Consider the following 22,344-nt stretch of genomic DNA (forward strand, 5'->3'; position numbering starts at 1 on the left):
TCTATTCATTTGAAGCTTTTGAGCGAAGCCCTTGTTCAATATAAACTAATAAAATAGAAACATCAGATGGATTCACACCTGAAATACGTGAAGCCTGACCAACTGATAATGGACGAACTTTCTTTAGTTTCTCTTTTGCTTCAGTTGCAATACCCTGTATATCATCATAGTCAATGTGATCTGGAATACGTTTGTTTTCCATTTTACGCATTTTATCAACTTGTTGCATAGACTTCTCGATATAGCCTTCATATTTAACAATGATTTCAACTTGTTCTTCAACATCACTAGGAAGATCCACTTCATTAGGAACTAATTGTTTAATATGGTCATATTTTACTTCCGGACGTCTGAGTAAGTCAGATGCACGAACACCATCTTTTAGTGGAGATCCGCCAAGTTCCTCAATCATTTTTTGTACTTCTTGATTAGGTTTAATGATATGAGATTTTAAGCGTTTAACTTCAGCATCAATTAATTCTTTTTTCTTAGTAAAACGTCCATAACGCTCTTCTGGAATTAGACCATACTCATAACCAATATCAGTTAATCGTAAATCAGCATTATCATGGCGCAGCAATAAGCGATATTCTGCACGTGATGTGAGCAGACGATATGGCTCGTTAGTGCCTTTAGTCACTAAGTCATCGATCAGCACTCCAATATAAGCTTGTGAACGATCTAAAATTAATGACTCTTTTCCAAGTGCTTTTGCAGCTGCATTAATGCCGGCCATGATTCCTTGCCCTGCTGCTTCTTCATAACCTGATGTTCCATTAATTTGGCCAGCTGTAAATAAACCATCTATTTTCTTTGTCTCTAACGTTGGCCATAATTGAGTTGGTACAATGGCATCATATTCAATTGCGTAACCTGCTCTCATCATCTCAGCTTTTTCTAAACCAGGTACGGTTTCAAGCAGACGTTTTTGAATATCTTCAGGTAGAGATGTTGAAAGTCCTTGGACATAGACCTCCTCAGTGTTGCGACCTTCTGGCTCTAAGAAGATTTGGTGACGTGGCTTATCGTTAAAACGTACAATTTTATCTTCTATTGAAGGACAATACCTAGGGCCTGTTCCGCGTTCGGCACCAGAGTACATCGCTGAACGAGATAAGTTTTCATTAATAATTTGATGTGTGAACTCTCCAGTGTAAGTTAACCAACACGGAATTTGGTCTGTAATAAATTCTGTTGTTTCATATGAGAACGCACGTGGTTCTTCATCACCTGGTTGAATTTCTGTTTTTGAATAATCAATCGTATGACTATTCACTCGTGGTGGTGTCCCTGTTTTAAAACGTACAATATCAAAGCCGAGTTCCTCTAGTTGTTTAGATAACTTAACTGTTGCGCGTTGGTTGTTTGGTCCACTTTCATACTCAATGTCACCAATTAACACTTTTCCGCGCATAAACGTACCCGTTGTTACGATTACAGTTGGTGCATAATAAGCAGCTTTTGTTTCTGTTAACACACCTTTTACAACACCGTCTTCAACGATTAATTCATCAACCATTCCTTGACGAAGGGTTAAATTCTCTTGATTTTCAATTACTTTCTTCATATCTTGTTGGTAAAGAACTTTATCAGCTTGTGCACGTAAAGCACGGACGGCTGGCCCTTTACTTGTATTTAATAAACGCATTTGAATGTGCGTTTGATCAATTGTTTTACCCATTTGGCCGCCTAAAGCGTCAATTTCACGAACCACAACACCTTTTGCCGGCCCACCGATTGATGGGTTACAAGGCATGAATGCAATTAAGTCTAAGTTAAGTGTTAGCATAAGCGTTTTAGCGCCACGTTTAGCAGATGCTAAACCTGCCTCAACACCAGCATGCCCTGCCCCAATGACAATTACATCATATTCGCCTGCATTGTACATAATTTAAACCTCCTTTTAAAACCTTTCTATTTTCCAAGACAGAATTGAGAGAATAACTGATCGATTAACGATTCATGAACATTATCTCCAATAATTTCACCTAGTAACTCCCAGGTTCTTGTAATATCTATTTGAACTAAATCAAGCGGCATTCCCGCTTCAATACCGTTTAGAGCATCAGTTAAAGCAGATTCGGCCTGTTCTAATAACTGAATATGTCGCACATTAGAAACGTACGTTAAATCAGCAGAATCGAGTTCACCGTCAAAAAACGTATTCGCGATTGCTTCTTCTAATTCATCAATTCCTTGTTCTTGTAAAAGTGATGTTGTAATAACTGGTGCTCCATTAGCTGCTTGATTTACTGCTTCCATATCAATCTTTTGATCAAGATCAGTTTTGTTGACGATCACAATCACGTCCATACCTGCCGCCGCTTCAAATAAAGCAGCATCTTCTTTCGTAAACTCTTCATTTCCATTTAAAACGAGTAAAATGAGGTCTGCTTCTTTTAAAGCCTGACGAGACCTGTCGACACCAATTTTTTCAACAATGTCTTCTGTTTCTCGGATTCCCGCTGTATCAATTAATCTTAGAGGTACACCTCTAACATTGACGTACTCTTCTATGACATCACGAGTGGTACCGGGAATTTCTGTCACAATGGCTTTATTTTCATGAGCTAATTTATTTAATAAAGACGATTTACCAACATTAGGTCTGCCAATGATCGCTGTTGCAATTCCTTCTCTTAAAATTTTACCTTGTTTAGCTGTTTGAAGAATCTTATGAACTTCTTTTTTCACATAACTTGCTTTTTCAATCAGCACGTCATGCGTCATTTCTTCTACATCATCATATTCTGGATAATCTATATTAACTTCAACATGTGCAACAGTTTCTATTAGCTCTTGACGAAGTTTTCGAATAAGCTCTGACAAACGTCCATCCATCTGTTTCATGGCTACATTCATGGCACGGTCAGTCTTTGCACGAATGAGGTCCATCACTGCCTCTGCTTGAGACAAATCTATACGTCCATTTAAGAATGCGCGTTTTGTAAACTCTCCTGGTTCAGCAAGTCTAGCTCCTTCTCTTAGGATTAGCTGAAGAACACGGTTTACAGACACCATTCCGCCGTGACAGTTAATTTCTATTATATCTTCACGGGTGAAGGTTTTTGGACCTTTCATAACCGTAATCATCACTTCTTCTATCAACTCATCCGTGTTGGGATCTATAATATTCCCGTAATGAATCGTATGAGAATCTACATTGGTTAAGTCTTTACCTTTAAACACGCGATTAGCAATAGAAAACGCTTCTTCACCGCTTAAACGAACTATGGCAATGGCACCTTCTCCAATTGGTGTTGAAATAGCAGAAATCGTATCTTGTTCCACAACCTTCACCCCTTTCTAGGCATATTTACTAGGAAATCGCATAATTTCCTAACTTAAAACAATAACATAATTCTCGTCAAAATGAAAGTTATTTATAAGCACACATGATGAAGCTATTTAAAGACTTTTCTTCTCCTTTATACTCATTCATTAATTCATAATAACTGTTAACTAACAACTTGAATTTTGGGGATTCATTCATAAATGCTTTCCGAATGTCATTTGCATAAGCTTTCTCCCACTGAACATCTTGTAAGTAAGTAGCATCTACTTGATCTTGTTTAGCTATTTGAAAACCTTCACCTTCAAGCAATTCTTTAAGTTGTGATTTATGAAAGAGATTTTGTATATTGCCATCATGATTAACAAAATGAGAATAGAGTGCTTGGATTGTTGCAGCGCAAAAATGAGAACGTTGAGATTGGTCCATAAAATCAATATCCCAATCAGCGACACAAATCATATTTGATACATCTTGCATCTTTCTAAAATACTTTTTTAACTCATTTGGATTTTTAAAGTACCAAGAACTATGTGATAACACGACTGCATCGAATGTTTCATGTAATTCTAGTGACAAGAAATCTGTTTCGAAATGAAATTGGATCCGTTCACCAAGTTTGGAGTTCTTAATCTGATCAGTCGCCTCACCTAAAGTCAAAGGGGCACCATAATCACGGCTAGCCATATCAATTGCTGTTACGCGCCCTTCCTCTCCTACTTGATCAGCAATAGCAATGGTTGTCTCCCCTTGACCACAGCCTATTTCTAATACATTCATTCCTTTTTGAATTCCAAATGCTTTTACAAGATTCATACGATGAAGTAATTGTATAGCAAAAATTTCATCGTCTATATCTAAACCGTACTGAGTTAACAGTCGCTCACTAATATGATTAATAGCTGACACTATGATCACTCCCATAATTATCTTTAGTAATATCTAAAAAAGAAACACCTCACGATTTCACGCAAGATGTTTCTATCACTTTTATCTTTATTTAATTGGTTTAATTACAATATAACGATTAGGATCTTTACCTTCTGAATGAGTTGAAACGTCGCTGTGGTCATGTAAAGCGGTATGGATCATTTTGCGTTCAAATGAAGGCATTGGTTCAATTTTAACTTCTTCACCTGTACGCGATGCTTTACTTGCCAACTTTTCTGCTAATTGATATAAGGTCTCTTTTCTTCTATCACGATAATTTTCAGCATCTACAACTACTGTCACGTATTGAGATGAATCAGCTTTATTTACCGCTAAATGTGTAAGGTATTGTAGAGCGTTTAACGTTTGGCCTCTTTTTCCAATGAGTAAACCAATTTTATCTCCTACTAATTCGTAGACTAGCTCATCACCATTGTTCTGAACTTTTACTTCTACTTCAACACCCATTTCTAGAGAAACACTCTTTAAGAACTGCTCCCCTATTTTAGCTAGATCTATCTTTTCTTGAGCTTTAACGTAAGCCCTTTTAGACCCAAATAATCCGAGTAATCCTTTTTTACCCTCATCAATCACTTCAAAGTTGACCTGTTCATCTGTAAGCCCTAATTGACGAAGCGCATTTTCTTTAGCTTCTTCAACTGTTTGACCACTAGCCGTTATCTCTCTCACTTTTTAGATCCCCCATTTTGATTTTCTTCAAATTGTTTCATCATTGGTTTACGAATAAAAATGGTTTGTGCGATCATAAACAAGTTACCTACTACCCAGTAAAGCGCTAATGCTGATGGGAAGAATAAAGCAAATCCACCAATCATTAATGGTAATAAGTATAACATAACTTGCATTTGTGGGTTTACACTAGCTGGTTGACCAGCCATCATAATTTTTTGCTGAATAAATGTCGTTGCCATCGTGATTAAGGCTAAAATCACACTTGGTTCACCTAATGAGAACCATAAGAAATCATAATCTCTAATAGGTGGGAATCTTACAATCGCATGATAGAATGCAATCAAAATTGGCATTTGAGCTACAATTGGTAAACAACCTGCTAATGGATTGACACCGTGTTTTTGGAATAATGCCATTGTTTCTTGCTGTAATTTCTGTTGTGTTTGTTGATCTTTTGATGAATACTTCTCTCTTAATTTTTGAATCTCTGGCTGCAACATTTGCATTGCCTGAGATGATTTTAATTGTTTAATATTTAATGGAAGAATTAATGTACGTAGTAGAATCGTTACAATAATAATGGCTAGACCATAACCATGATTAAAAATATCTTCCGCTATAAACTCAATTAAAGTTATTAATGGCCATACAAAATACTCTTCCCAGATCCCTTCTTTAGTATCATTTGTGAGATCTTGGTTTACGTCCATACAGCCTGATAAAAAGATAGCTAAACCTATTAACGCTGCAATGAGTAAAATCTTTTTGCGCACTCTCTATTTCCTCCTAACAAATCGGCAAACTACTAACATTATAATGGTTTGTATAGTTTATTAAACTCTATTTAGTATTTTAGCACTTCTTCTATACCTTTTACCATAAGAAATTCAATCAATTATTGACGAAACATGTTAGATCGTTTTAAAACGTGTGATAAGCTCTTCTTTATTTCATAGAAACCCATTTGGTTTGTAGGTTTTCTGGCAATAATCACTAAATCATAATTTGGCTTAATTTGGTCTTCAAAGTCAATCAATGCATGTCTTAAAAAACGTTTCACTTCGTTGCGTTTAACCGCATTGCCAATTTTCTTTCCTACAGATAAACCTACTCGAAAATGACTTTGTTGTTCTTTCTCATAATAATAAAGTACCAATTGGCGATTAGCGAATGAATGTCCATGCTTTAAGATTTTTTGAAACTCTTCATTCTTTTTAATTCTATATTCTTTCTTCATATAATCCATTCATCCAATCTACGCTTGATCTATGTATATAGCATGACACGTTGCCATCTATTTTACACTATTAATCACGTTTAACTATTCTACTTCTATTTCTAAAAAGAGAAAAAAGACCACTGATATAATTTCAGTGGCCTAAGCAGATAGAACTTTTCTTCCTTTTTTACGACGACGAGCTAGAACTTTACGTCCGTTTTTTGTACTCATTCTAGCACGGAATCCGTGTACTTTATTTCTTTTACGTTTATTTGGTTGATAAGTGCGTTTCATTCTTAAACACCTCCTGATGATCTTGCACGTTCCTTCTAAAAACAGTCCAAATTAGTATATAAAATGTAACGCTTGTTGTCAAATCAATAGCGCACATTTCATTGTAATAAATTTTTGATCAAAAAACAAGTTCCTTTTTATCCACAACTCCAATTAACAACTTTCTAACCAAAAAAATCTATCCACATTGTGAATTGACAAAATACCCACAAATTCGACCCTTGTGGACAAAAAATTTAAACATAGGAGTTCTTGGTGTGGATAAGTTTCAAATCGCATTGAAATAAACGACATTTTCTGCTATGATTATGTTGTTTAACTCGTGGATAACCTTTTTACAAAAGTAACCTTTTCCACAGGTTGTGAATAGTTTGTGGATAGTTAATCACATCTTGTTTAAACATTTATGCACATTTTTGTGGATTATGTCGATTCATGTACATAAAGCTTGTTACAATCGTTTATAATTATCCACATGTGCGTTTTTTTATTTTGGCCTCTTATTGGAGTTTTTGAACTAAGGGAGTGAACTAGTTGGAGAATATATCAGAAATATGGACGAAAGCTTTATCAGAGATAGAGAAAAAAGTCAGCAAACCAAGTTTTGATACTTGGTTAAAATCAACAGAGGCTAAGTTCATTGAAAACGATCAAATAGTGATCGCTGCTCCAAATGAGTTTGCGAGAGATTGGTTAGAAAACAGTTATTCTAAGCTCATCTCTTCAACCATTTATGACATCACAGGAGCAGAACTAGAGCCTAAATTTATTATTCCAGAAACAGAAGACATCGATGAACCGCAAAAACAACCGATTAAAAAAATGAATCAACTTAAGCAAAATGACTCATCATCAAAATCGATGTTGAATTCTAAATATACATTTGAGACGTTCGTCATTGGTTCTGGAAACCGTTTTGCCCATGCAGCATCACTAGCTGTAGCTGAAGCGCCTGCTAAAGCCTATAATCCCCTATTCATATATGGTGGTGTAGGTCTTGGTAAAACACACTTAATGCATGCAATCGGTCATTATGTTCTAGAGCATAACCCATCAGCTCGTGTCGTTTATACAACTTCAGAAAAATTTACAAATGAGTTTATTAATTCAATTCGTGATAATAAAGCGATTGATTTCAGAAATAAATATCGTAATGTAGACGTGCTCCTAATTGATGATATTCAATTTTTAGCTGGGAAAGAACAAACTCAAGAGGAATTTTTCCATACGTTCAATACCTTACATGAAGAAAATAAACAAATCGTCATTTCAAGTGACAGACCACCTAAAGAGATTCCAACATTAGAAGACAGGCTGCGTTCTCGGTTTGAATGGGGCCTCATCACAGATATTACACCGCCAGATTTAGAAACTCGTATCGCAATCTTAAGAAAGAAAGCAAAAGCAGATGGCTTAGATATTCCTAACGAGGTCATGCTTTATATAGCTAATCAAATAGACACTAACATCAGAGAATTAGAAGGTGCATTAATCAGAGTTGTTGCCTACTCTTCACTAGTTAATGAGGATATTGATGCTGCATTAGCTGCGAGTGCATTAAAAGACATTATTCCAAATAGTAAACCTAAAGAAATTACGATTAAAGGAATTCAAGAAATCATTGGCGAAAAATACCATGTACGTTTAGAAGATTTCGCTGCCAAAAAACGAACCAAATCAGTCGCCTTCCCTCGTCAGATTGCTATGTATCTATCACGAGAATTAACTGATTATTCGTTACCTAAAATAGGTGAAGAATTTGGTGGTAGGGATCATACTACCGTCATTCATGCTCACGAAAAAATCTCTAAAATGATGGCTGAAGATCTACAATTACAGCGAGAAATTGATGATTTAATTGAAACAATTAAGTCTCATTAGTTGTGAACATGTAGATAAGTTATGCACATTCATAAACAGTTTATCCACATGTGAATAACTTGATTTCATGCTATTATCTAGAGTTATTCACAAATTCACAGGACCTATTACGATTACTACTAATTTTTTATTAAAAATAAATAAATATATAACTAACAAATCAGGAGGGCATTATGAAAATCTTAATAGAACGTGAACCATTAATGAATAGCATCCAAAATGTTATGAAGGCTATATCATCTAAACCAACTATCCCGATTTTATCTGGCATCAAAATTGAAGCCAACCAGCAAGGAGTCAAACTAACAGGTAGTAATTCAGATATTACAATCGAATCTACTATTCCGGTTGAAGAAGATGGTGTTGTTAACATTCACGATCTTGAACCAGGACAAATTGTTGTACAAGCTAAATTTTTACCTGAAATTATTCGTAAATTACCTGATCATCAAGTTGAAATTAATGTTGATAGTGATTTAAACATCCAAATAAAATCTGGTCATGCAGAGTTTAAGTTAAATGGTCAGGACACTGAGGAGTTCCCTCAATTACCAGTTTTACAGACTGATAATAGCTTTGATCTACAAATCGATTTATTGAAAATGTTAATTAGACAAACGAACTTTGCCGTTTCTGTGTCTGAAACTAGACCAATTTTAACAGGGGTCAATATTAAACTTGAAAATGATTTGTTAGAACTAGTCGCAACAGATTCTCATCGTCTAGCTTCTAGAAGGATTTCTATGTCAAATGCTGATCATCTAACCTTTAATAATGTTGTCATTCCTGGTAAAAGTCTAAGTGAATTAAATAAAATCCTTGGTGACACTCAAGAGACGATCCAGATAAGTGTAACGGATAATCAAATCTTATTTAGAACTAAGAACTTATTCTTTTTATCTCGTTTATTAGACGGTAACTACCCTGAGACATCTCGTCTAATTCCTAATCAAAGTAAAACAGTCGTTACTGTTAATTCAAAAGAACTTATCGATTCAATTGACCGTGCTAGTCTTTTAGCTAAGGATAATCGAAACAACATCGTCAAGCTTGTAACAAAAGATCAAAATACGATCCAAATTACGAGTCACTCCCCTGAAATTGGTCATGTAGAGGAGACATTAGTTACTGATTCAATCGAAGGTGAAGATTTAAAAATCTCTTTTAATGCGAAATATATGATTGATGCTTTAAAAGCTATTGACGCTGAACAAGTCGCAATTAATTTCACAGGTGCTATGCGCCCGTTTGTTATTCGTCCTAAAGAAGATGAAGATCAAATTTTACAGTTAATTACACCAGTAAGAACTTATTAATATAAAAATAAACCCGAGCCAAGATGTTTGAAAACTTAGCTCGGGTTTTAATTATGCTCTCATTAAAACTTTCCACAACCTCTCCTTGATTGAAATTATTTAAAATGATCCACTGTGGATGGCTTACCCCTTTTTGAATTATTCACATGTTAATAACTTTAAAGTAATAAGAAAATAATATTCTTTTGGTTAACGGGTTCATCATTCGGCCAAACTAGGGATAACACTATTTTTAATAAAGATATAAGGGTTTTCCTTGTACTTTTCTTAATGTGAAATATCTAGTAAAATAGATATATGATGTTAGATTGGAAAAGAAGGTGAAAAAATGCCTGAAATTATCGAAATAGATACACAAGAGATCACTCTTGGACAGTTTTTAAAATTAGCTAATATTATTGACTCTGGCGGCATGGCAAAAATTTTTTTGAAGGAATTCAATGTATATGTCAATGGAGAATTAGATGATCGTAGAGGCAGAAAACTTAAAGTGAACGATGTGATTGAAGTTGAAGAAGTCGGGACATTTCAAGTTGGACAAGCATCGAATTAATGCATACACATTAGAGGAGTCACTTCATGTATATTGAGGAAATTACACTTACCCACTATCGGAATTACGATAAATTATCTGTTTCATTTGATCAAAAAATTAATGTCATCATTGGTGAAAATGCCCAAGGGAAAACAAACCTAATGGAAGCCATTTACGTGTTAGCTTTCACAAAATCGCATCGTACATCAAGAGACAAAGAATTAATTCAATGGGACGCAGAGTATGGTAAAATAGAGGGTAGGGTTTTTAAACGAAATCAAAGTTTCCCGCTTGAAGTTGTTTTTTCAAATAAAGGGAAAAAAGCTAAGTTCAATCACATTGAACAAAAACGTTTAAGTGAATATATCGGAGCGATGAACATTGTGATGTTTGCTCCAGAAGATCTTAATCTAGTAAAGGGTAGCCCATCTGAACGAAGAAAATTTTTTGATATGGAAATTGGTCAAACACAGCCAGTTTACATCTACCATTTAGGGCAATTTCAACGAATACTAAAAGAACGAAATGCCTTACTAAAAGATTTACAAAGAAAGCAGCAGCCTGATCCGACTATGTTAAGAGTATATACGGACCAATTAATAGAGCATGCTTCAGTTATATTAAACAAACGTTTTCTATTCTTGCAAAAGCTAAGAAAATGGGCAAAACCAATCCATGAAGGAATTAGTAGAGGATATGAACAGTTATCGATTGATTACGATGCAAGTGTAGATGTATCAGAAGACATGGATTCGGAAAAAATAAAGATAGTTTTAGAGGAACATTTTTCTAAAATTGAAACTAAGGAAATTGAACGGGGTACTACTCTAGTTGGCCCTCACCGGGATGATTTAATCTTTAATGTCAATGACAAAAATGTGCAAACGTTTGGTTCGCAAGGACAACAACGAACGACAGCCCTATCACTTAAACTAGCTGAAATTGAACTAATTTATGAAGAAGTAGGAGAGTATCCAATTTTATTATTGGATGATGTCTTAAGTGAACTTGATGATTTTAGGCAATCCCACCTCTTGAATACGATTCAAGGGAAGGTGCAAACCTTTGTTACCACAACGAGTGTTGATGGAATAGCTCATGACACCATAAGCCAAGCTGCGATTTATACAATTCATAATGGACAATTAGTCGAAGAAAGGTGAGGATCGAAAGTGTTTATACATATAGGCGATGAAAACGTTATTCAGTCTGAAGATGTGGTGTCAATTATTGATTATACGTTGTTTAACTCCTCATCAATTGTAGAAGAAATGATATTTAAACAAAGAGAAAAAGGTAATGTCTCGGATAATTCGTATGAAGAAGCTAAATCCATTGTCATTACCGTTGATCATATATACTTCAGTTCCCTATCAGTATCGACGTTAAATAGACGTGCGCAATTAGATTATAAGTTAGATAAGGTAGAAGATATAACAGATACCTATGAACTAGAAGAGTAACTGGCCAAGTGACTAGTAATTCAATAAGAAAATGAAGGTGAGATCATGGCGATGGAAGATAACTTAAACGAACAAACGGATTATGGTGCAAGTCAAATACAGGTCCTTGAAGGTTTAGAAGCGGTTCGTAAACGTCCGGGAATGTATATTGGTTCAACGAGTGGTAGAGGCTTACACCATTTAGTTTGGGAAATCGTTGATAACAGTATAGATGAAGCCCTAGCAGGATATTGTGACCATATTCAAATCATCATCGAGAAAGATAACAGTATTACGGTCATAGATGATGGACGTGGCATTCCTGTAGATATGCATAAAAAAGCTGGTAAACCAGCTTTAGAAGTTATTATGACGGTTCTACATGCTGGTGGTAAGTTTGATAGTGGTACATATAAAGTATCTGGAGGTCTTCATGGTGTAGGGGCTTCAGTTGTAAACGCGTTATCTGAACGTTGTGAGGTTTATGTTCATCGTGATGGTAAATTATATTACCAAAGTTACCAGCGCGGAATCCCTAATGATGAAGTGAAAGTTATTGGTGAGACGGATAAAACAGGTACGAAGACAAACTTTAAGCCAGACCCTGAAATTTTCACAGAAACAGAAGAGTATGAATATGAACAGCTACTGCATCGTACGAGGGAATTAGCATATTTAAATAAACAGCTTAAGATTTCGATTGAAGACAGACGTGAAGAAGAGCCTGAAGCTGAGCATTTCTACTATGAAGGCGGAATTGCCGAATATGTTGAGCATCTTAATCGTAAGCGTGAAACGTTACACGAACCGATTTACGGTGAAAGTGATATAGATGACATTACGGTTGAGTTTGCTATTCAGTATAATGACGGATTTGCTAGTAATATATACTCGTTTACAAATAATATACACACGGCTGAAGGCGGAACTCATGAAAGTGGGTTCAAAACAGCTTTAACTCGTGTCATTAATGATTATGCAAGAAAGAACCATTTGTATAAAGAAAATGATCCTAACTTAATCGGTGATGATGTTAGGGAAGGTTTAACGGCTATTATCTCGGTCAAACACCCTGACCCTCAGTTTGAAGGACAAACTAAGACGAAGTTAGGTAATAGTGAAGTTAGAACAATTACAGATCAAATCTTCTCTGATAAGTTCTCAACATTTTTAATTGAAAACCCTAAAGTGGCGAGACAAATTGTTGAAAAAGGCTTAATGGCTTCACGTGCTCGCATTGCAGCTAAAAAAGCGCGTGAAGTAACAAGACGTAAAAGCGCACTAGAAGTATCAAGCCTACCAGGTAAGTTAGCTGATTGCGCCTCTAAAGATGCATCTATTAGTGAGATGTATATTGTTGAGGGTGACTCAGCTGGCGGTTCGGCTAAACAAGGGCGCGATCGTCATTTTCAAGCTATTTTACCTTTAAGGGGTAAAATTATTAACGTAGAAAAGGCTCGTTTAGATAAAATTTTATCTAACAATGAAATCCGTGCGATGATCACGGCTTTAGGCACAGGAATTGGTGAGGAATTTGATATTGAACAATCACGCTATCATAAGATTGTGATTATGACAGATGCAGACGTTGATGGCGCACACATACGAACACTATTATTAACTTTCTTCTACCGTTATATGCGCCCACTGATAGAGCGTGGTTATGTCTATATTGCTCAGCCACCTTTATATCAAATTAAACAAAATAAAAATTTACAATATGCTTATAACGATAAAGAATTGGATCGTATATTAGCTGAAATCCCAGCAACTCCAAAACCTAACATCCAACGTTATAAAGGTCTAGGTGAAATGAATCCAACGCAGTTATGGGAGACAACGATGAATCCTGAAACGAGAACATTATTACAGGTTAATCTTGAAGATGCGATGGATGCGGATGAAATTTTTGAAACATTAATGGGAGATCAAGTAGAACCTAGACGTGATTTCATAGAACAGAATGCACAATACGTTAAAAATTTAGATATCTAAGTTGTGGTAAGAGCGCAAGTGTACGGCATTAGTTTCTTGCGCTCATTACCGTTAGGGAGGTAATGACGGTTGGATCAACAACGACCAAAAGTAGAAGAAATTAATATTAGTCAAGAAATGCGAACATCGTTTTTAGATTATGCAATGAGTGTCATTGTTTCACGTGCTTTACCAGATGTTCGTGATGGTTTAAAACCTGTACATAGACGTATCCTTTATGCGATGCATGATTTAGGAATGCATTCAGATAAGGCTTATAAGAAATCAGCACGTATTGTTGGTGAAGTAATTGGTAAGTATCACCCTCATGGTGATTCAGCAGTTTATGAAGCAATGGTACGAATGGCGCAGGATTTTAACTTCCGTAATATGTTAGTGGATGGTCACGGTAACTTCGGTTCTGTAGATGGTGACTCAGCCGCTGCGATGCGTTATACCGAGGCTCGTATGTCAAAGATTTCTATGGAGCTGCTTCGAGATATAAATAAAAATACGATTGACTACGATGACAACTATGATGGCACAGAAAAAGAGCCAGTTGTTTTACCTGCAAAGTTTCCAAACTTGCTTGTTAACGGTGCATCAGGTATTGCTGTTGGGATGGCAACCAATATTCCTCCGCACCAATTAGGGGAAGTTATTGATGCCGTATTAGCGATTAGTGAAAATCCAGATATAACAATTGAAGAACTGATGAACGATTATATACATGGACCGGATTTTCCAACTGGCGGGAGTATTTTAGGCAGAAGTGGAATTCGTCAGGCGTATGAAACTGGTAAAGGTTCTTTAACGATTCGCTCTAAAGCAGATATTATTGAAGAACCGAACGGAAAAGCAACGATCATCGTTAATGAATTACCTTTTCAAGTTAATAAAGCGAGACTGATTGAGAAAATTGCTGAACTAGTTCGGGATAAGAAAATTGACGGTATAACTGACTTAAGAGATGAATCTGACCGAGAAGGAATGCGTATTGTCATTGAATTAAGGCGCGATGCAAACCCAAATGTTGTATTAAATAATCTATACAAGCAAACCTCCTTGCAAACGTCATTTGGAATCAACATGTTAGCGTTAGTTAATGGACAACCGAAAGTGTTAAACATTAAACAAACGCTTGAATATTACTTAGAACACCAAAAAGAAGTCATTATTAGACGGACAAAATATGACCTAGAAAAAGCAGAAGCTAGAGCTCATATTTTAGAAGGTTTAAGAATCGCGCTAGATCATCTTGATGAAGTCATTGAATTAATCCGTGGTTCCCAGACCACTGATGAAGCAAGAGATGGCTTAATGAATCGTTTTGGATTATCAGAAAAACAAGCTCAAGCTATTTTAGATATGCGTTTGCAACGTCTAACAGGCTTAGAGCGTGATAAGATAGATAATGACTACAAAGAGGTTAAAGAATTAATTGCTGAGTTAAAAGCGATCTTAGCTGATGAACAAAAGGTTTTAGATATCATTAAAGAGGAACTTCTTGAAATTAAAGAGAAATTTAATGATACTCGCCGCACTGAAATTACTATTGGTGGTACAGACTTTATTGAAGATGAAGACTTAATTCCAGAAGAAACGGTCATCATTAGTTTGACGCACAGGGGTTATATTAAACGCCTACCTGCCACAACTTATCGTGCGCAACGAAGAGGTGGCCGAGGTATACAGGGGATGGGGACGAATGATGATGATTTCATCGAACATCTATTATCAACATCCACCCACGACACTTTATTATTCTTTACAAATAAAGGTAAGGTGTACCGTGCGAAAGGTTATGAAATTCCTGAGTTTAGCCGTACAGCTAAAGGTATTCCGTTAGTTAACGTTCTTCAAGTGGAAAAAGATGAATGGGTCAATGCGGTCATTAGTGTTAAAGAATTCGATTCTGATTGGTTCTTATTCTTTACCACAAGAAAAGGACTATCAAAACGAACATCTCTAGAGAACTTTGCTAATATTCGCCGTGGTGGTTTAAGAGCAATTAATCTTCGTGAAGATGATGAACTCATATCCGTTCGCTTAACGGATGGCGATAAAAATATGATGATTGCAACGAAGAATGGTTTACTGATTCGCTTCCATGAATCTGATGTACGCTCAATGGGACGTACGGCTTCAGGCGTTAAAGGCATCACGCTAAAAGAAGGCGATGAGGTCGTATCAATGGAAATCATTGATAAAGGGGTCGATCTTCTAACTGTAACGTCTAAAGGTTTTGGAAAACGAACGCACGAAGATGAGTATCGTCTTCAAAACCGTGGTGGTAAAGGAATTATCACTTGTAAATTAAGTGAGAAGAATGGTTCAGTTGTAGCAGTTAAGCCTGTTACTGGTGATGAAGACCTAATGTTAATGACGGCAAGTGGGGTATTGATTAGAATGTCTTCTGAATCAATCTCACAAACGGGCCGTAATACACAAGGTGTTAAATTAATCCGTTTAGCGGAAGAGGAAGAAGTAGCAACTGTAGCACGAGTAGAGAAAGAAGAGCCTGAAGATGACATTGAAGATCAAGAGGCTACAGAAGAGCATACTGATTCAACTAATAGTGACGAGACAACTGAAGAATAAACATTTTACAACTAGAAAACTCGTCTTTAAGTAGGCGAGTTTTCTTCTCACTATTAAATATAAGTTCATTTGGGGAGAGGGGGAATTTGTTTGAAAGTTCTTCCGGAAAATTTGGTGCCAGGATGTCTGCTCCTTAAGGATGTTCAAGGTAAAACGATTCATCCAATCGTGCCAAAAAATACAGTGGTTGAACCAATCCATATTAAAGTTTTAAAAGATTTTGAGGTCCCTTACGTTGAAGTGGCCTCTAGACTAGTGAATGGCGATACTTTTCAAGCGCCTGAGGTTGACCCAAATACTATAAAACAGGAACAAAATCATTCAAAAATGCAAAAAGAACCAAAAGAATATACTTTTTTTGATTATTATGTTCATGCCGTTAAACAAACAAAGCATCTGTTTGAAAACTGGGAGGAACATCCGCAGCTTGACTTAAATAAAATTCGTCAGATCGTAGCACCATTTATGCAAGAAGTGAATCTATCGATTGAAATGTTACTTGAATTGCATCACTACAATGACAAACATGATTATATTTATCACCATATGGTGGCCAATTCTATTATTTCAGGATTTATTGCTAAAAAACTGAACTACGATCATTCAGATTGCATGCAGGTTGCCCTTGCTGCTTATTTAAGTGACATCGGAATGATTAAGGAAGGTGCCTATTTTTATAAGAAAGATGGTGTTTTGACTGAGGCAGAGTATGAAAAAGTGCAGAAACATCCGATTGTCTCTTATCGTATGCTTGAACATGAGCCGTTCTTAAGCCGAAATATCAAACTAGCTGTATTGCAGCACCATGAACGATTAGATGGCTCTGGCTACCCACTTGGTGTCAAAGAAGACAAACTTCATTCTTTTGCGAGAATCATTGCAGTAAGTGACATGTACCATGCGATGACTTCAGAAAGGTTATACCGTAAAAAACAATCTCCTTTTAAAGTGATTGAAGAGATGATGAATGAATTTTTAGGGAAACTAGATTTAAAAATTATTGAAGCATTAGTTCAATCCATTGTTTATTTCTCGAACGGCACTAGGGTTAGATTAACCAATAATGAAATAGGTGAGATCGTATTTGTTGATGAACGTCATCCGACAAGACCTATGGTTAAAAGTGAGTCGAATGATGAAATTATTCAGCTTGTAAATCATCAAGATTTATATATCGAAGAAATTATAAGCTCTTGAATTCTTCATTTTTTCACTTGTAATATGAGTTACTGTTACTCTAAAAAGGTTTTCTATTGAACAGAACAGTTAATGTTTATTAAGTCAGGCATTGAGCCGAATAATGAATCGGTTCAATGCTATTTTTTTGGATATCTTTAAAAACTAGAGTATTTTGTAAATAATGGATGATTAGAGAACTGAGATTCTACTTCATTAGGTAACAAGGACTAATTTATTTCAATTTAAATAATTTGTCTAAATTTCCAATGTGAACGTGCTAGAAATCATGTATAATAGGAACGTAAAAGAATTTCAATGGGGGAAGACAGAATGAAGAGAACGCTACACACGATAAGATTATGGATCATGATTGCTGTATTAGCATTAAGCTCATTATATATTGCACCAATTGCTTCAAGTGCAAGTTCATTTGATGTCAATGCTGAGTCAGCTATTTTAGTAGATTTTGAGACAGGAGATGTGTTATTTGCTAAAAATGCAGATACATCACTGCCTCCTGCTAGTATGACAAAGATGATGACGGAATATTTAGTATTAGAGGCAATTAAAAATGGTGAGATTACTTGGGAGACTGAAACGCAAATTAGTGAATATGCTTACAGTATTTCAGCTGATAATAGTTTCTCTGGAGTTGGACTGCGCTTAGATCACCCATATACAGTTAAAGATTTATACGACGCAATGGTGATTAATTCAGATAACGCAACGACTATCGCATTAGCTGAATTAATTGCAGGTTCTGAAGGTGAATTTGTAAAAATGATGAATGCTAAAGCTAAAGAACTTGGCATGAAAGATTATGAATTTGTTAATTCCACAGGCTTAAATAATAGTTCATTAGGTGAAAATTACCCAGAAGGAACGGACCCTAATGGAGAGAACATGATGTCCGCTCGTGATACAGCTAAATTAGCTTATCATTTAGTAAAAGATTACCGAGAAGTATTAGAGGTATCTAGTATTCCTGTAAAAGAATTTGAAGGTAACACTATGATTAACTGGAACTGGATGTTACCTGGGCACGAAAGTCAGAACTTTAAACAATATTCTTATAAAGGTTTAGATGGACTAAAAACGGGACATACAGATTTAGCTGGTTATACATTTACGGGGACAGCTGAACGAGATGGTCAGCGTTTAATTTCTGTTGTTATGCGCACAGATAGTATTGGAGCGCGCTTTTTTGAGACAGCCAAATTATTAGATTATGGTTTTAATAACTTCAGTAAAACTACATTAGTTGAAGCAGGATACCAAGTTGAAGGTGAATCTTCTATTCCTGTAGCTAAAGGTAAAGAGGAATCAGTTTCTGTTGAGGCTGGTCAAGCTATTGAAAAAGTAATTAAAGAAGGCGAAGAAGAGAACTACTCGGCTAAATTCGAAGTTAGTGAAGAGGCTCTAAATGACAATGGTGAGTTAGTTGCGCCAATAGAAGCGGGTACTGAAGTAGGTAAGGTTGTTTTAACTTACGAGGGTGAAGAGGATTTTGGTCATTTAGTTGATGGCGATCAAATATCTGTACCGCTTGTAACTTCTGATGGGGTTGAAAAATCCAACTGGTTTGTATTAATGTTACAAGCAATAGGGGATTTTTTCGTTGATTTATTTGGTAGTATAAAAGGTTTATTTAACTAAAGATAAACAAATAGGGGGAGTTTTATATGAGTCAAATAGGTACAGACCGTGTCAAAAGAGGTATGGCCGAAATGCAAAAAGGCGGCGTCATCATGGACGTTGTGAATGCAGAGCAAGCTAAAATTGCAGAAGAAGCGGGTGCTGTTGCTGTTATGGCTTTAGAGCGTGTACCAGCAGATATTCGTGCAGCAGGTGGCGTTGCCCGTATGGCAGACCCAACCATCGTTGAGGAAGTAATGAATGCTGTTTCAATTCCTGTGATGGCAAAAGCACGTATAGGTCATATTGTAGAGGCTCGCGTCCTAGAAGCAATGGGTGTTGATTATATTGATGAGAGTGAAGTATTAACGCCAGCCGATGAGCTTTATCATATTAATAAACGTGATTATACCGTACCTTTCGTGTGCGGTTGCCGTAATCTGGGTGAAGCTGTGCGCCGTATAGGTGAAGGTGCATCCATGCTTCGTACGAAAGGTGAACCTGGTACAGGTAACATTGTTGAAGCAGTCCGTCATATGCGTGAAGTGCAAAAACAAATTAAAGAAGTAACGAATATGGCGGAAGATGAACTAATGGTTTATGCGAAAGAAAACGGGGCTTCATATGAAGTATTACTTGAAATTCGTGAAAGCGGACGCCTACCTGTTGTAAACTTTGCTGCAGGCGGCATTGCAACTCCTGCAGATGCGGCTCTTATGATGCAACTAGGTGCTGATGGTGTGTTTGTTGGTTCAGGTATTTTTAAATCGGATAACCCTGAACGTTTTGCAAGATCCATTGTTGAAGCAACGACTCATTATGATGACTACAAATTAATCGGTGAACTATCGAAAGGTTTAGGCACAGCGATGCCAGGACTTGAAATGTCGACACTAACGGATTCTGATCGTATGCAGGACCGCAGTGAATAGAGGAGAATCCTAATGCTTAAAATTGGTGTATTAGGGTTACAAGGTGCATTTAGAGAGCACAAACACTCGATTGAATCTTGTGGCCAGGAAGCATTAATCGTAAAGAAAAAAGAACAGCTAGATGAGGTTGATGGCCTAATCATTCCTGGTGGTGAGAGTACCACGATGAGACGTTTAATTGACCGTTATGATTTCTTTGAGGCACTGCAAGAGTTTGGAAAGTCTGGTAAGCCAATCTTTGGTACCTGTGCGGGATTAATACTCTTAGCATCAGAAATCAATGGTCAAAGTCATGCGCATCTAGGGCTTATGGACATGGTGGTCGAACGCAATGCATTTGGACGTCAGCGTGAGAGTTTTGAGACAAAACTTGAAGTAAAAGGTGTAGCTGAGGACTTTGAAGCCGTGTTTATTCGAGCACCCCACATTGTGAATGTGAAAGAGGATACCGAAGTGCTAGCAACTTATGATGGCCAAATTGTAGCCGCACAACAAGGACATTATTTAGCTGCTGCCTTTCATCCGGAATTAACGGATGATCACCGATTAACTCAATATTTTATTGAACTTGTGAAAAAAAGTAAGTTAAAACTTGCAGCCCAGTAAAAAAACAGTTATATTATAATACAAATAGTTAAATGCACAGACGGGAAATAGTAATTATAGATCTTTTTCCAGAGAGCTGGTGGTAGGTGCAAACCAGTAAAAGACGTTAATGAATCCATCCCTGAGCAGGTTAGCCGAAACAAAGAGTAAGCTAATCCGGTCATGCGCCGTTAAAGCTTCCGAGTTGGAAGAAGTGTTGGCTTTTTCAACAAGGGTGGTAACGCGGGTATACAACTCGTCCCTTTTCTTGAGGGACGGGTTTTTTTATTTCGTTAAAACATAAGGAGGAGTATCATGCTTGATTTAAAGTACTTAAGACAAAATTTTGATGACGTTAAAGCGAAGCTACAACATCGTGGTGAAGACTTAACAGACCTTGATCATTTTCAAGAATGGGATCAAAAAAGACGTGAGTATATTCAAGAATCAGAAGAGTTAAAAGCACGTCGTAATGAGGTTTCTAAAGAGATTTCTCAAATGAAAAAAGAAAAACAAGATGCCGATCATTTAATTAAAGAAATGCGTGAAGTTGGAGATCGAATTAAAGAAATTGATACGAACCTAAAAGAGGTTGAAGAGAAATTAAACGAGTTATTACTATCAATTCCTAACGTTCCTCATGAATCAACTCCTGTTGGTGAAGATGAGGATGACAACGTAGAAGTACGCAAATGGGGAGAGGTTCGAGAGTTTAACTTTGATGAAAAACCTCACTGGGATGTTGCTACTGATTTAGATATTGTTGACTTTGAGCGTGCATCAAAAGTTACTGGAAGCCGTTTTGCATTTTATAAAGGATTAGGTGCTCGCCTTGAACGTGCTTTAATCAACTTTATGATGGACTATCAAGTGGATGAGCATGGCTATCAAGAAATGATGCCTCCGCAAATGGTTAACACCGAAAGCCTAAAAGGCACAGGCCAATTCCCTAAATTTACAGAGGATGTCTTTAAGCTTGAGGACTGGGATTATTACTTAATTCCAACAGCTGAAGTCCCTGTGACGAATTATCATCGTGATGAGATTTTATCTGTTGATGATTTACCTAAAAAGTTTGCGGCTTATAGCGCTAACTTCCGCTCTGAAGCAGGGTCTGCTGGACGTGATACGAGAGGATTAATTCGTCAGCACCAATTTAATAAAATTGAACTTGTTCATTTAGTCAAACCTGAAGACTCTTATGAGACATTAGAAGTGCTAACAGGACACGCTGAGAAGATTCTACAGCTTCTTAAATTGCCGTACAGGGTTATGAGTATGTGTACGGGGGACCTTGGTTTCACAGCAGCTAAGAAGTACGATATTGAGGTTTGGCTTCCTAGTAGTGATACGTACCGTGAAATCTCTTCTTGTTCTAATTTTGAAGCATTCCAAGCTCGCCGTGCCGGAATCCGTTTCCGCCGTGATGCAAAGGCTAAACCAGAGTTTGTTCATACATTAAACGGATCTGGACTTGCCGTAGGGCGCACGGTTGCTGCAATCTTAGAGAACTATCAAGAAGAAGATGGCTCTGTCACCATCCCGGAAGTATTACGTCCATATATGGGTAATAAAAAACGTATTGAACGTTAGAAGAAGAGGTGCGCGTTGAGCGCGCCTCTTTATTTATAAGGAACTCTTCATTTATTAAAATAACAGAAAATAAAAAAATCTATAGAAAATGTTGCACGCTGTCGAATCGTATGATATATTTATTTTTGTCAGCTTACACGGAGGAGTACCCAAGTCCGGCTGAAGGGAGCGGTCTTGAAAACCGCCAGGGGCTTCACGGCCCGCGGGGGTTCGAATCCCTCCTCCTCCGCCATATACATATTT

At 36.7% G+C, this 22,344-nt stretch carries 19 protein-coding genes, 1 tRNA gene and 1 other annotated feature; of the genes, 13 read left to right on the plus strand and 7 right to left on the minus strand.

Features of this window, described 5'->3' with window-relative positions; translation table 11 throughout:
* Position 1: 1 nt before the first annotated feature.
* The 7 genes from mnmG to rpmH form a co-directional block, all read right to left on the minus strand.
* Positions 2 to 1,891, minus strand: a complete 1,890-nt coding sequence (mnmG, locus tag ACFSW4_RS06330; protein ID WP_377328247.1) for a tRNA uridine-5-carboxymethylaminomethyl(34) synthesis enzyme MnmG — start codon at positions 1,889 to 1,891, stop codon at positions 2 to 4.
* A gap of 23 nt (positions 1,892 to 1,914) precedes the next feature.
* On the minus strand, positions 1,915 to 3,291 hold the full coding sequence (gene mnmE, locus ACFSW4_RS06335; RefSeq protein WP_377328169.1) for a tRNA uridine-5-carboxymethylaminomethyl(34) synthesis GTPase MnmE: 1,377 nt from the start codon (positions 3,289 to 3,291) through the stop codon (positions 1,915 to 1,917).
* Positions 3,292 to 3,379: 88 nt separating this feature from the next.
* Positions 3,380 to 4,201: an SAM-dependent methyltransferase gene (locus ACFSW4_RS06340; protein WP_279401748.1), complete on the minus strand. Its 822-nt coding sequence runs from the start codon at positions 4,199 to 4,201 to the stop codon at positions 3,380 to 3,382.
* Between the two features lie 87 nt (positions 4,202 to 4,288).
* Positions 4,289 to 4,912 (minus strand): RNA-binding cell elongation regulator Jag/EloR, encoded by a 624-nt coding sequence (jag, locus tag ACFSW4_RS06345; RefSeq protein WP_377328171.1) that lies wholly within the window; start codon positions 4,910 to 4,912, stop codon positions 4,289 to 4,291.
* Positions 4,909 to 5,688 carry a membrane protein insertase YidC gene (yidC, locus tag ACFSW4_RS06350; protein ID WP_377328173.1) on the minus strand — a complete coding sequence of 260 codons (780 nt, stop codon included), beginning with the start codon at positions 5,686 to 5,688 and terminating at the stop codon, positions 4,909 to 4,911. Before yidC ends, jag begins: the two co-directional genes overlap by 4 nt.
* Before the next feature lie 122 nt (positions 5,689 to 5,810).
* On the minus strand, positions 5,811 to 6,152 hold the full coding sequence (gene rnpA, locus ACFSW4_RS06355; protein WP_377328175.1) for a ribonuclease P protein component: 342 nt from the start codon (positions 6,150 to 6,152) through the stop codon (positions 5,811 to 5,813).
* A 141-nt stretch (positions 6,153 to 6,293) separates the two neighbouring features.
* The gene (rpmH, locus tag ACFSW4_RS06360) at positions 6,294 to 6,428 is read right to left on the minus strand and encodes a 50S ribosomal protein L34 (protein WP_054754127.1); all 135 of its coding nucleotides are present in this window, start codon (positions 6,426 to 6,428) and stop codon (positions 6,294 to 6,296) included.
* Between the two features lie 534 nt (positions 6,429 to 6,962).
* On the opposite strand from rpmH, the gene dnaA reads away from it, so the two are divergent.
* The 13 genes from dnaA to ACFSW4_RS06425 all read left to right on the plus strand — a co-directional run bounded on the left by dnaA (position 6,963) and on the right by ACFSW4_RS06425 (position 22,333).
* Positions 6,963 to 8,309 (plus strand): chromosomal replication initiator protein DnaA, encoded by a 1,347-nt coding sequence (dnaA, locus tag ACFSW4_RS06365; RefSeq protein WP_377328177.1) that lies wholly within the window; start codon positions 6,963 to 6,965, stop codon positions 8,307 to 8,309.
* 173 nt (positions 8,310 to 8,482) lie between these two features.
* Positions 8,483 to 9,625 (plus strand): DNA polymerase III subunit beta, encoded by a 1,143-nt coding sequence (gene dnaN, locus ACFSW4_RS06370; protein ID WP_054754125.1) that lies wholly within the window; start codon positions 8,483 to 8,485, stop codon positions 9,623 to 9,625.
* Between the two features lie 328 nt (positions 9,626 to 9,953).
* Positions 9,954 to 10,178, plus strand: coding sequence for a S4 domain-containing protein YaaA (gene yaaA, locus ACFSW4_RS06375; protein ID WP_377328179.1), 225 nt, complete (start codon positions 9,954 to 9,956; stop codon positions 10,176 to 10,178).
* Between the two features lie 26 nt (positions 10,179 to 10,204).
* Positions 10,205 to 11,323 (plus strand): DNA replication/repair protein RecF, encoded by a 1,119-nt coding sequence (recF, locus tag ACFSW4_RS06380; RefSeq protein ID WP_377328181.1) that lies wholly within the window; start codon positions 10,205 to 10,207, stop codon positions 11,321 to 11,323.
* Positions 11,324 to 11,332: 9 nt separating this feature from the next.
* Entirely contained in the window at positions 11,333 to 11,623 is a 291-nt protein-coding gene (remB, locus tag ACFSW4_RS06385; protein ID WP_054754123.1) for an extracellular matrix regulator RemB, read from the plus strand.
* Between the two features lie 51 nt (positions 11,624 to 11,674).
* Positions 11,675 to 13,597, plus strand: a complete 1,923-nt coding sequence (gene gyrB, locus ACFSW4_RS06390; protein ID WP_377328249.1) for a DNA topoisomerase (ATP-hydrolyzing) subunit B — start codon at positions 11,675 to 11,677, stop codon at positions 13,595 to 13,597.
* Between the two features lie 117 nt (positions 13,598 to 13,714).
* Positions 13,715 to 16,177, plus strand: coding sequence for a DNA gyrase subunit A (gene gyrA / locus ACFSW4_RS06395; protein ID WP_377328251.1), 2,463 nt, complete (start codon positions 13,715 to 13,717; stop codon positions 16,175 to 16,177).
* A 90-nt stretch (positions 16,178 to 16,267) separates the two neighbouring features.
* Positions 16,268 to 17,374 carry an HD-GYP domain-containing protein gene (locus ACFSW4_RS06400; RefSeq protein ID WP_377328183.1) on the plus strand — a complete coding sequence of 369 codons (1,107 nt, stop codon included), beginning with the start codon at positions 16,268 to 16,270 and terminating at the stop codon, positions 17,372 to 17,374.
* Positions 17,375 to 17,686: 312 nt separating this feature from the next.
* The gene (locus ACFSW4_RS06405) at positions 17,687 to 19,012 is read left to right on the plus strand and encodes a D-alanyl-D-alanine carboxypeptidase family protein (protein ID WP_377328185.1); all 1,326 of its coding nucleotides are present in this window, start codon (positions 17,687 to 17,689) and stop codon (positions 19,010 to 19,012) included.
* Positions 19,013 to 19,038: 26 nt separating this feature from the next.
* Positions 19,039 to 19,923 carry a pyridoxal 5'-phosphate synthase lyase subunit PdxS gene (gene pdxS / locus ACFSW4_RS06410; protein ID WP_054754116.1) on the plus strand — a complete coding sequence of 295 codons (885 nt, stop codon included), beginning with the start codon at positions 19,039 to 19,041 and terminating at the stop codon, positions 19,921 to 19,923.
* Between the two features lie 12 nt (positions 19,924 to 19,935).
* Positions 19,936 to 20,529 (plus strand): pyridoxal 5'-phosphate synthase glutaminase subunit PdxT, encoded by a 594-nt coding sequence (gene pdxT, locus ACFSW4_RS06415; protein WP_054754114.1) that lies wholly within the window; start codon positions 19,936 to 19,938, stop codon positions 20,527 to 20,529.
* A 28-nt stretch (positions 20,530 to 20,557) separates the two neighbouring features.
* Positions 20,558 to 20,775, plus strand: a binding site (T-box leader).
* Positions 20,776 to 20,823: 48 nt separating this feature from the next.
* Positions 20,824 to 22,101 (plus strand): serine--tRNA ligase, encoded by a 1,278-nt coding sequence (gene serS, locus ACFSW4_RS06420; protein ID WP_377328187.1) that lies wholly within the window; start codon positions 20,824 to 20,826, stop codon positions 22,099 to 22,101.
* A 139-nt stretch (positions 22,102 to 22,240) separates the two neighbouring features.
* Positions 22,241 to 22,333: transfer RNA gene (locus tag ACFSW4_RS06425), tRNA-Ser, on the plus strand.
* The last annotated feature ends 11 nt before the right edge of the window (positions 22,334 to 22,344 follow it).

The organism is Piscibacillus salipiscarius, from assembly GCF_042685285.1.
Classification (GTDB): Bacteria; Bacillota; Bacilli; order Bacillales; family Alkalibacillaceae; genus Piscibacillus; species Piscibacillus salipiscarius.

What these genes read in the sequence shown, in the direction of transcription:
- rnpA (WP_377328175.1), bottom strand. Translation starts at nt 6,152, where the DNA reads ATGAAGAAAGAATATAGAATTAAAAAGAATGAAGAGTTTCAAAAAATC.
- rpmH (WP_054754127.1), bottom strand. Translation starts at nt 6,428, where the DNA reads ATGAAACGCACTTATCAACCAAATAAACGTAAAAGAAATAAAGTACAC.
- dnaN (WP_054754125.1), top strand. Translation starts at nt 8,483, where the DNA reads ATGAAAATCTTAATAGAACGTGAACCATTAATGAATAGCATCCAAAAT.
- yaaA (WP_377328179.1), top strand. Translation starts at nt 9,954, where the DNA reads ATGCCTGAAATTATCGAAATAGATACACAAGAGATCACTCTTGGACAG.
- recF (WP_377328181.1), top strand. Translation starts at nt 10,205, where the DNA reads ATGTATATTGAGGAAATTACACTTACCCACTATCGGAATTACGATAAA.
- gyrB (WP_377328249.1), top strand. Translation starts at nt 11,675, where the DNA reads ATGGAAGATAACTTAAACGAACAAACGGATTATGGTGCAAGTCAAATA.
- gyrA (WP_377328251.1), top strand. Translation starts at nt 13,715, where the DNA reads ATGCGAACATCGTTTTTAGATTATGCAATGAGTGTCATTGTTTCACGT.
- ACFSW4_RS06405 (WP_377328185.1), top strand. Translation starts at nt 17,687, where the DNA reads ATGAAGAGAACGCTACACACGATAAGATTATGGATCATGATTGCTGTA.
- pdxS (WP_054754116.1), top strand. Translation starts at nt 19,039, where the DNA reads ATGAGTCAAATAGGTACAGACCGTGTCAAAAGAGGTATGGCCGAAATG.
- pdxT (WP_054754114.1), top strand. Translation starts at nt 19,936, where the DNA reads ATGCTTAAAATTGGTGTATTAGGGTTACAAGGTGCATTTAGAGAGCAC.
- serS (WP_377328187.1), top strand. Translation starts at nt 20,824, where the DNA reads ATGCTTGATTTAAAGTACTTAAGACAAAATTTTGATGACGTTAAAGCG.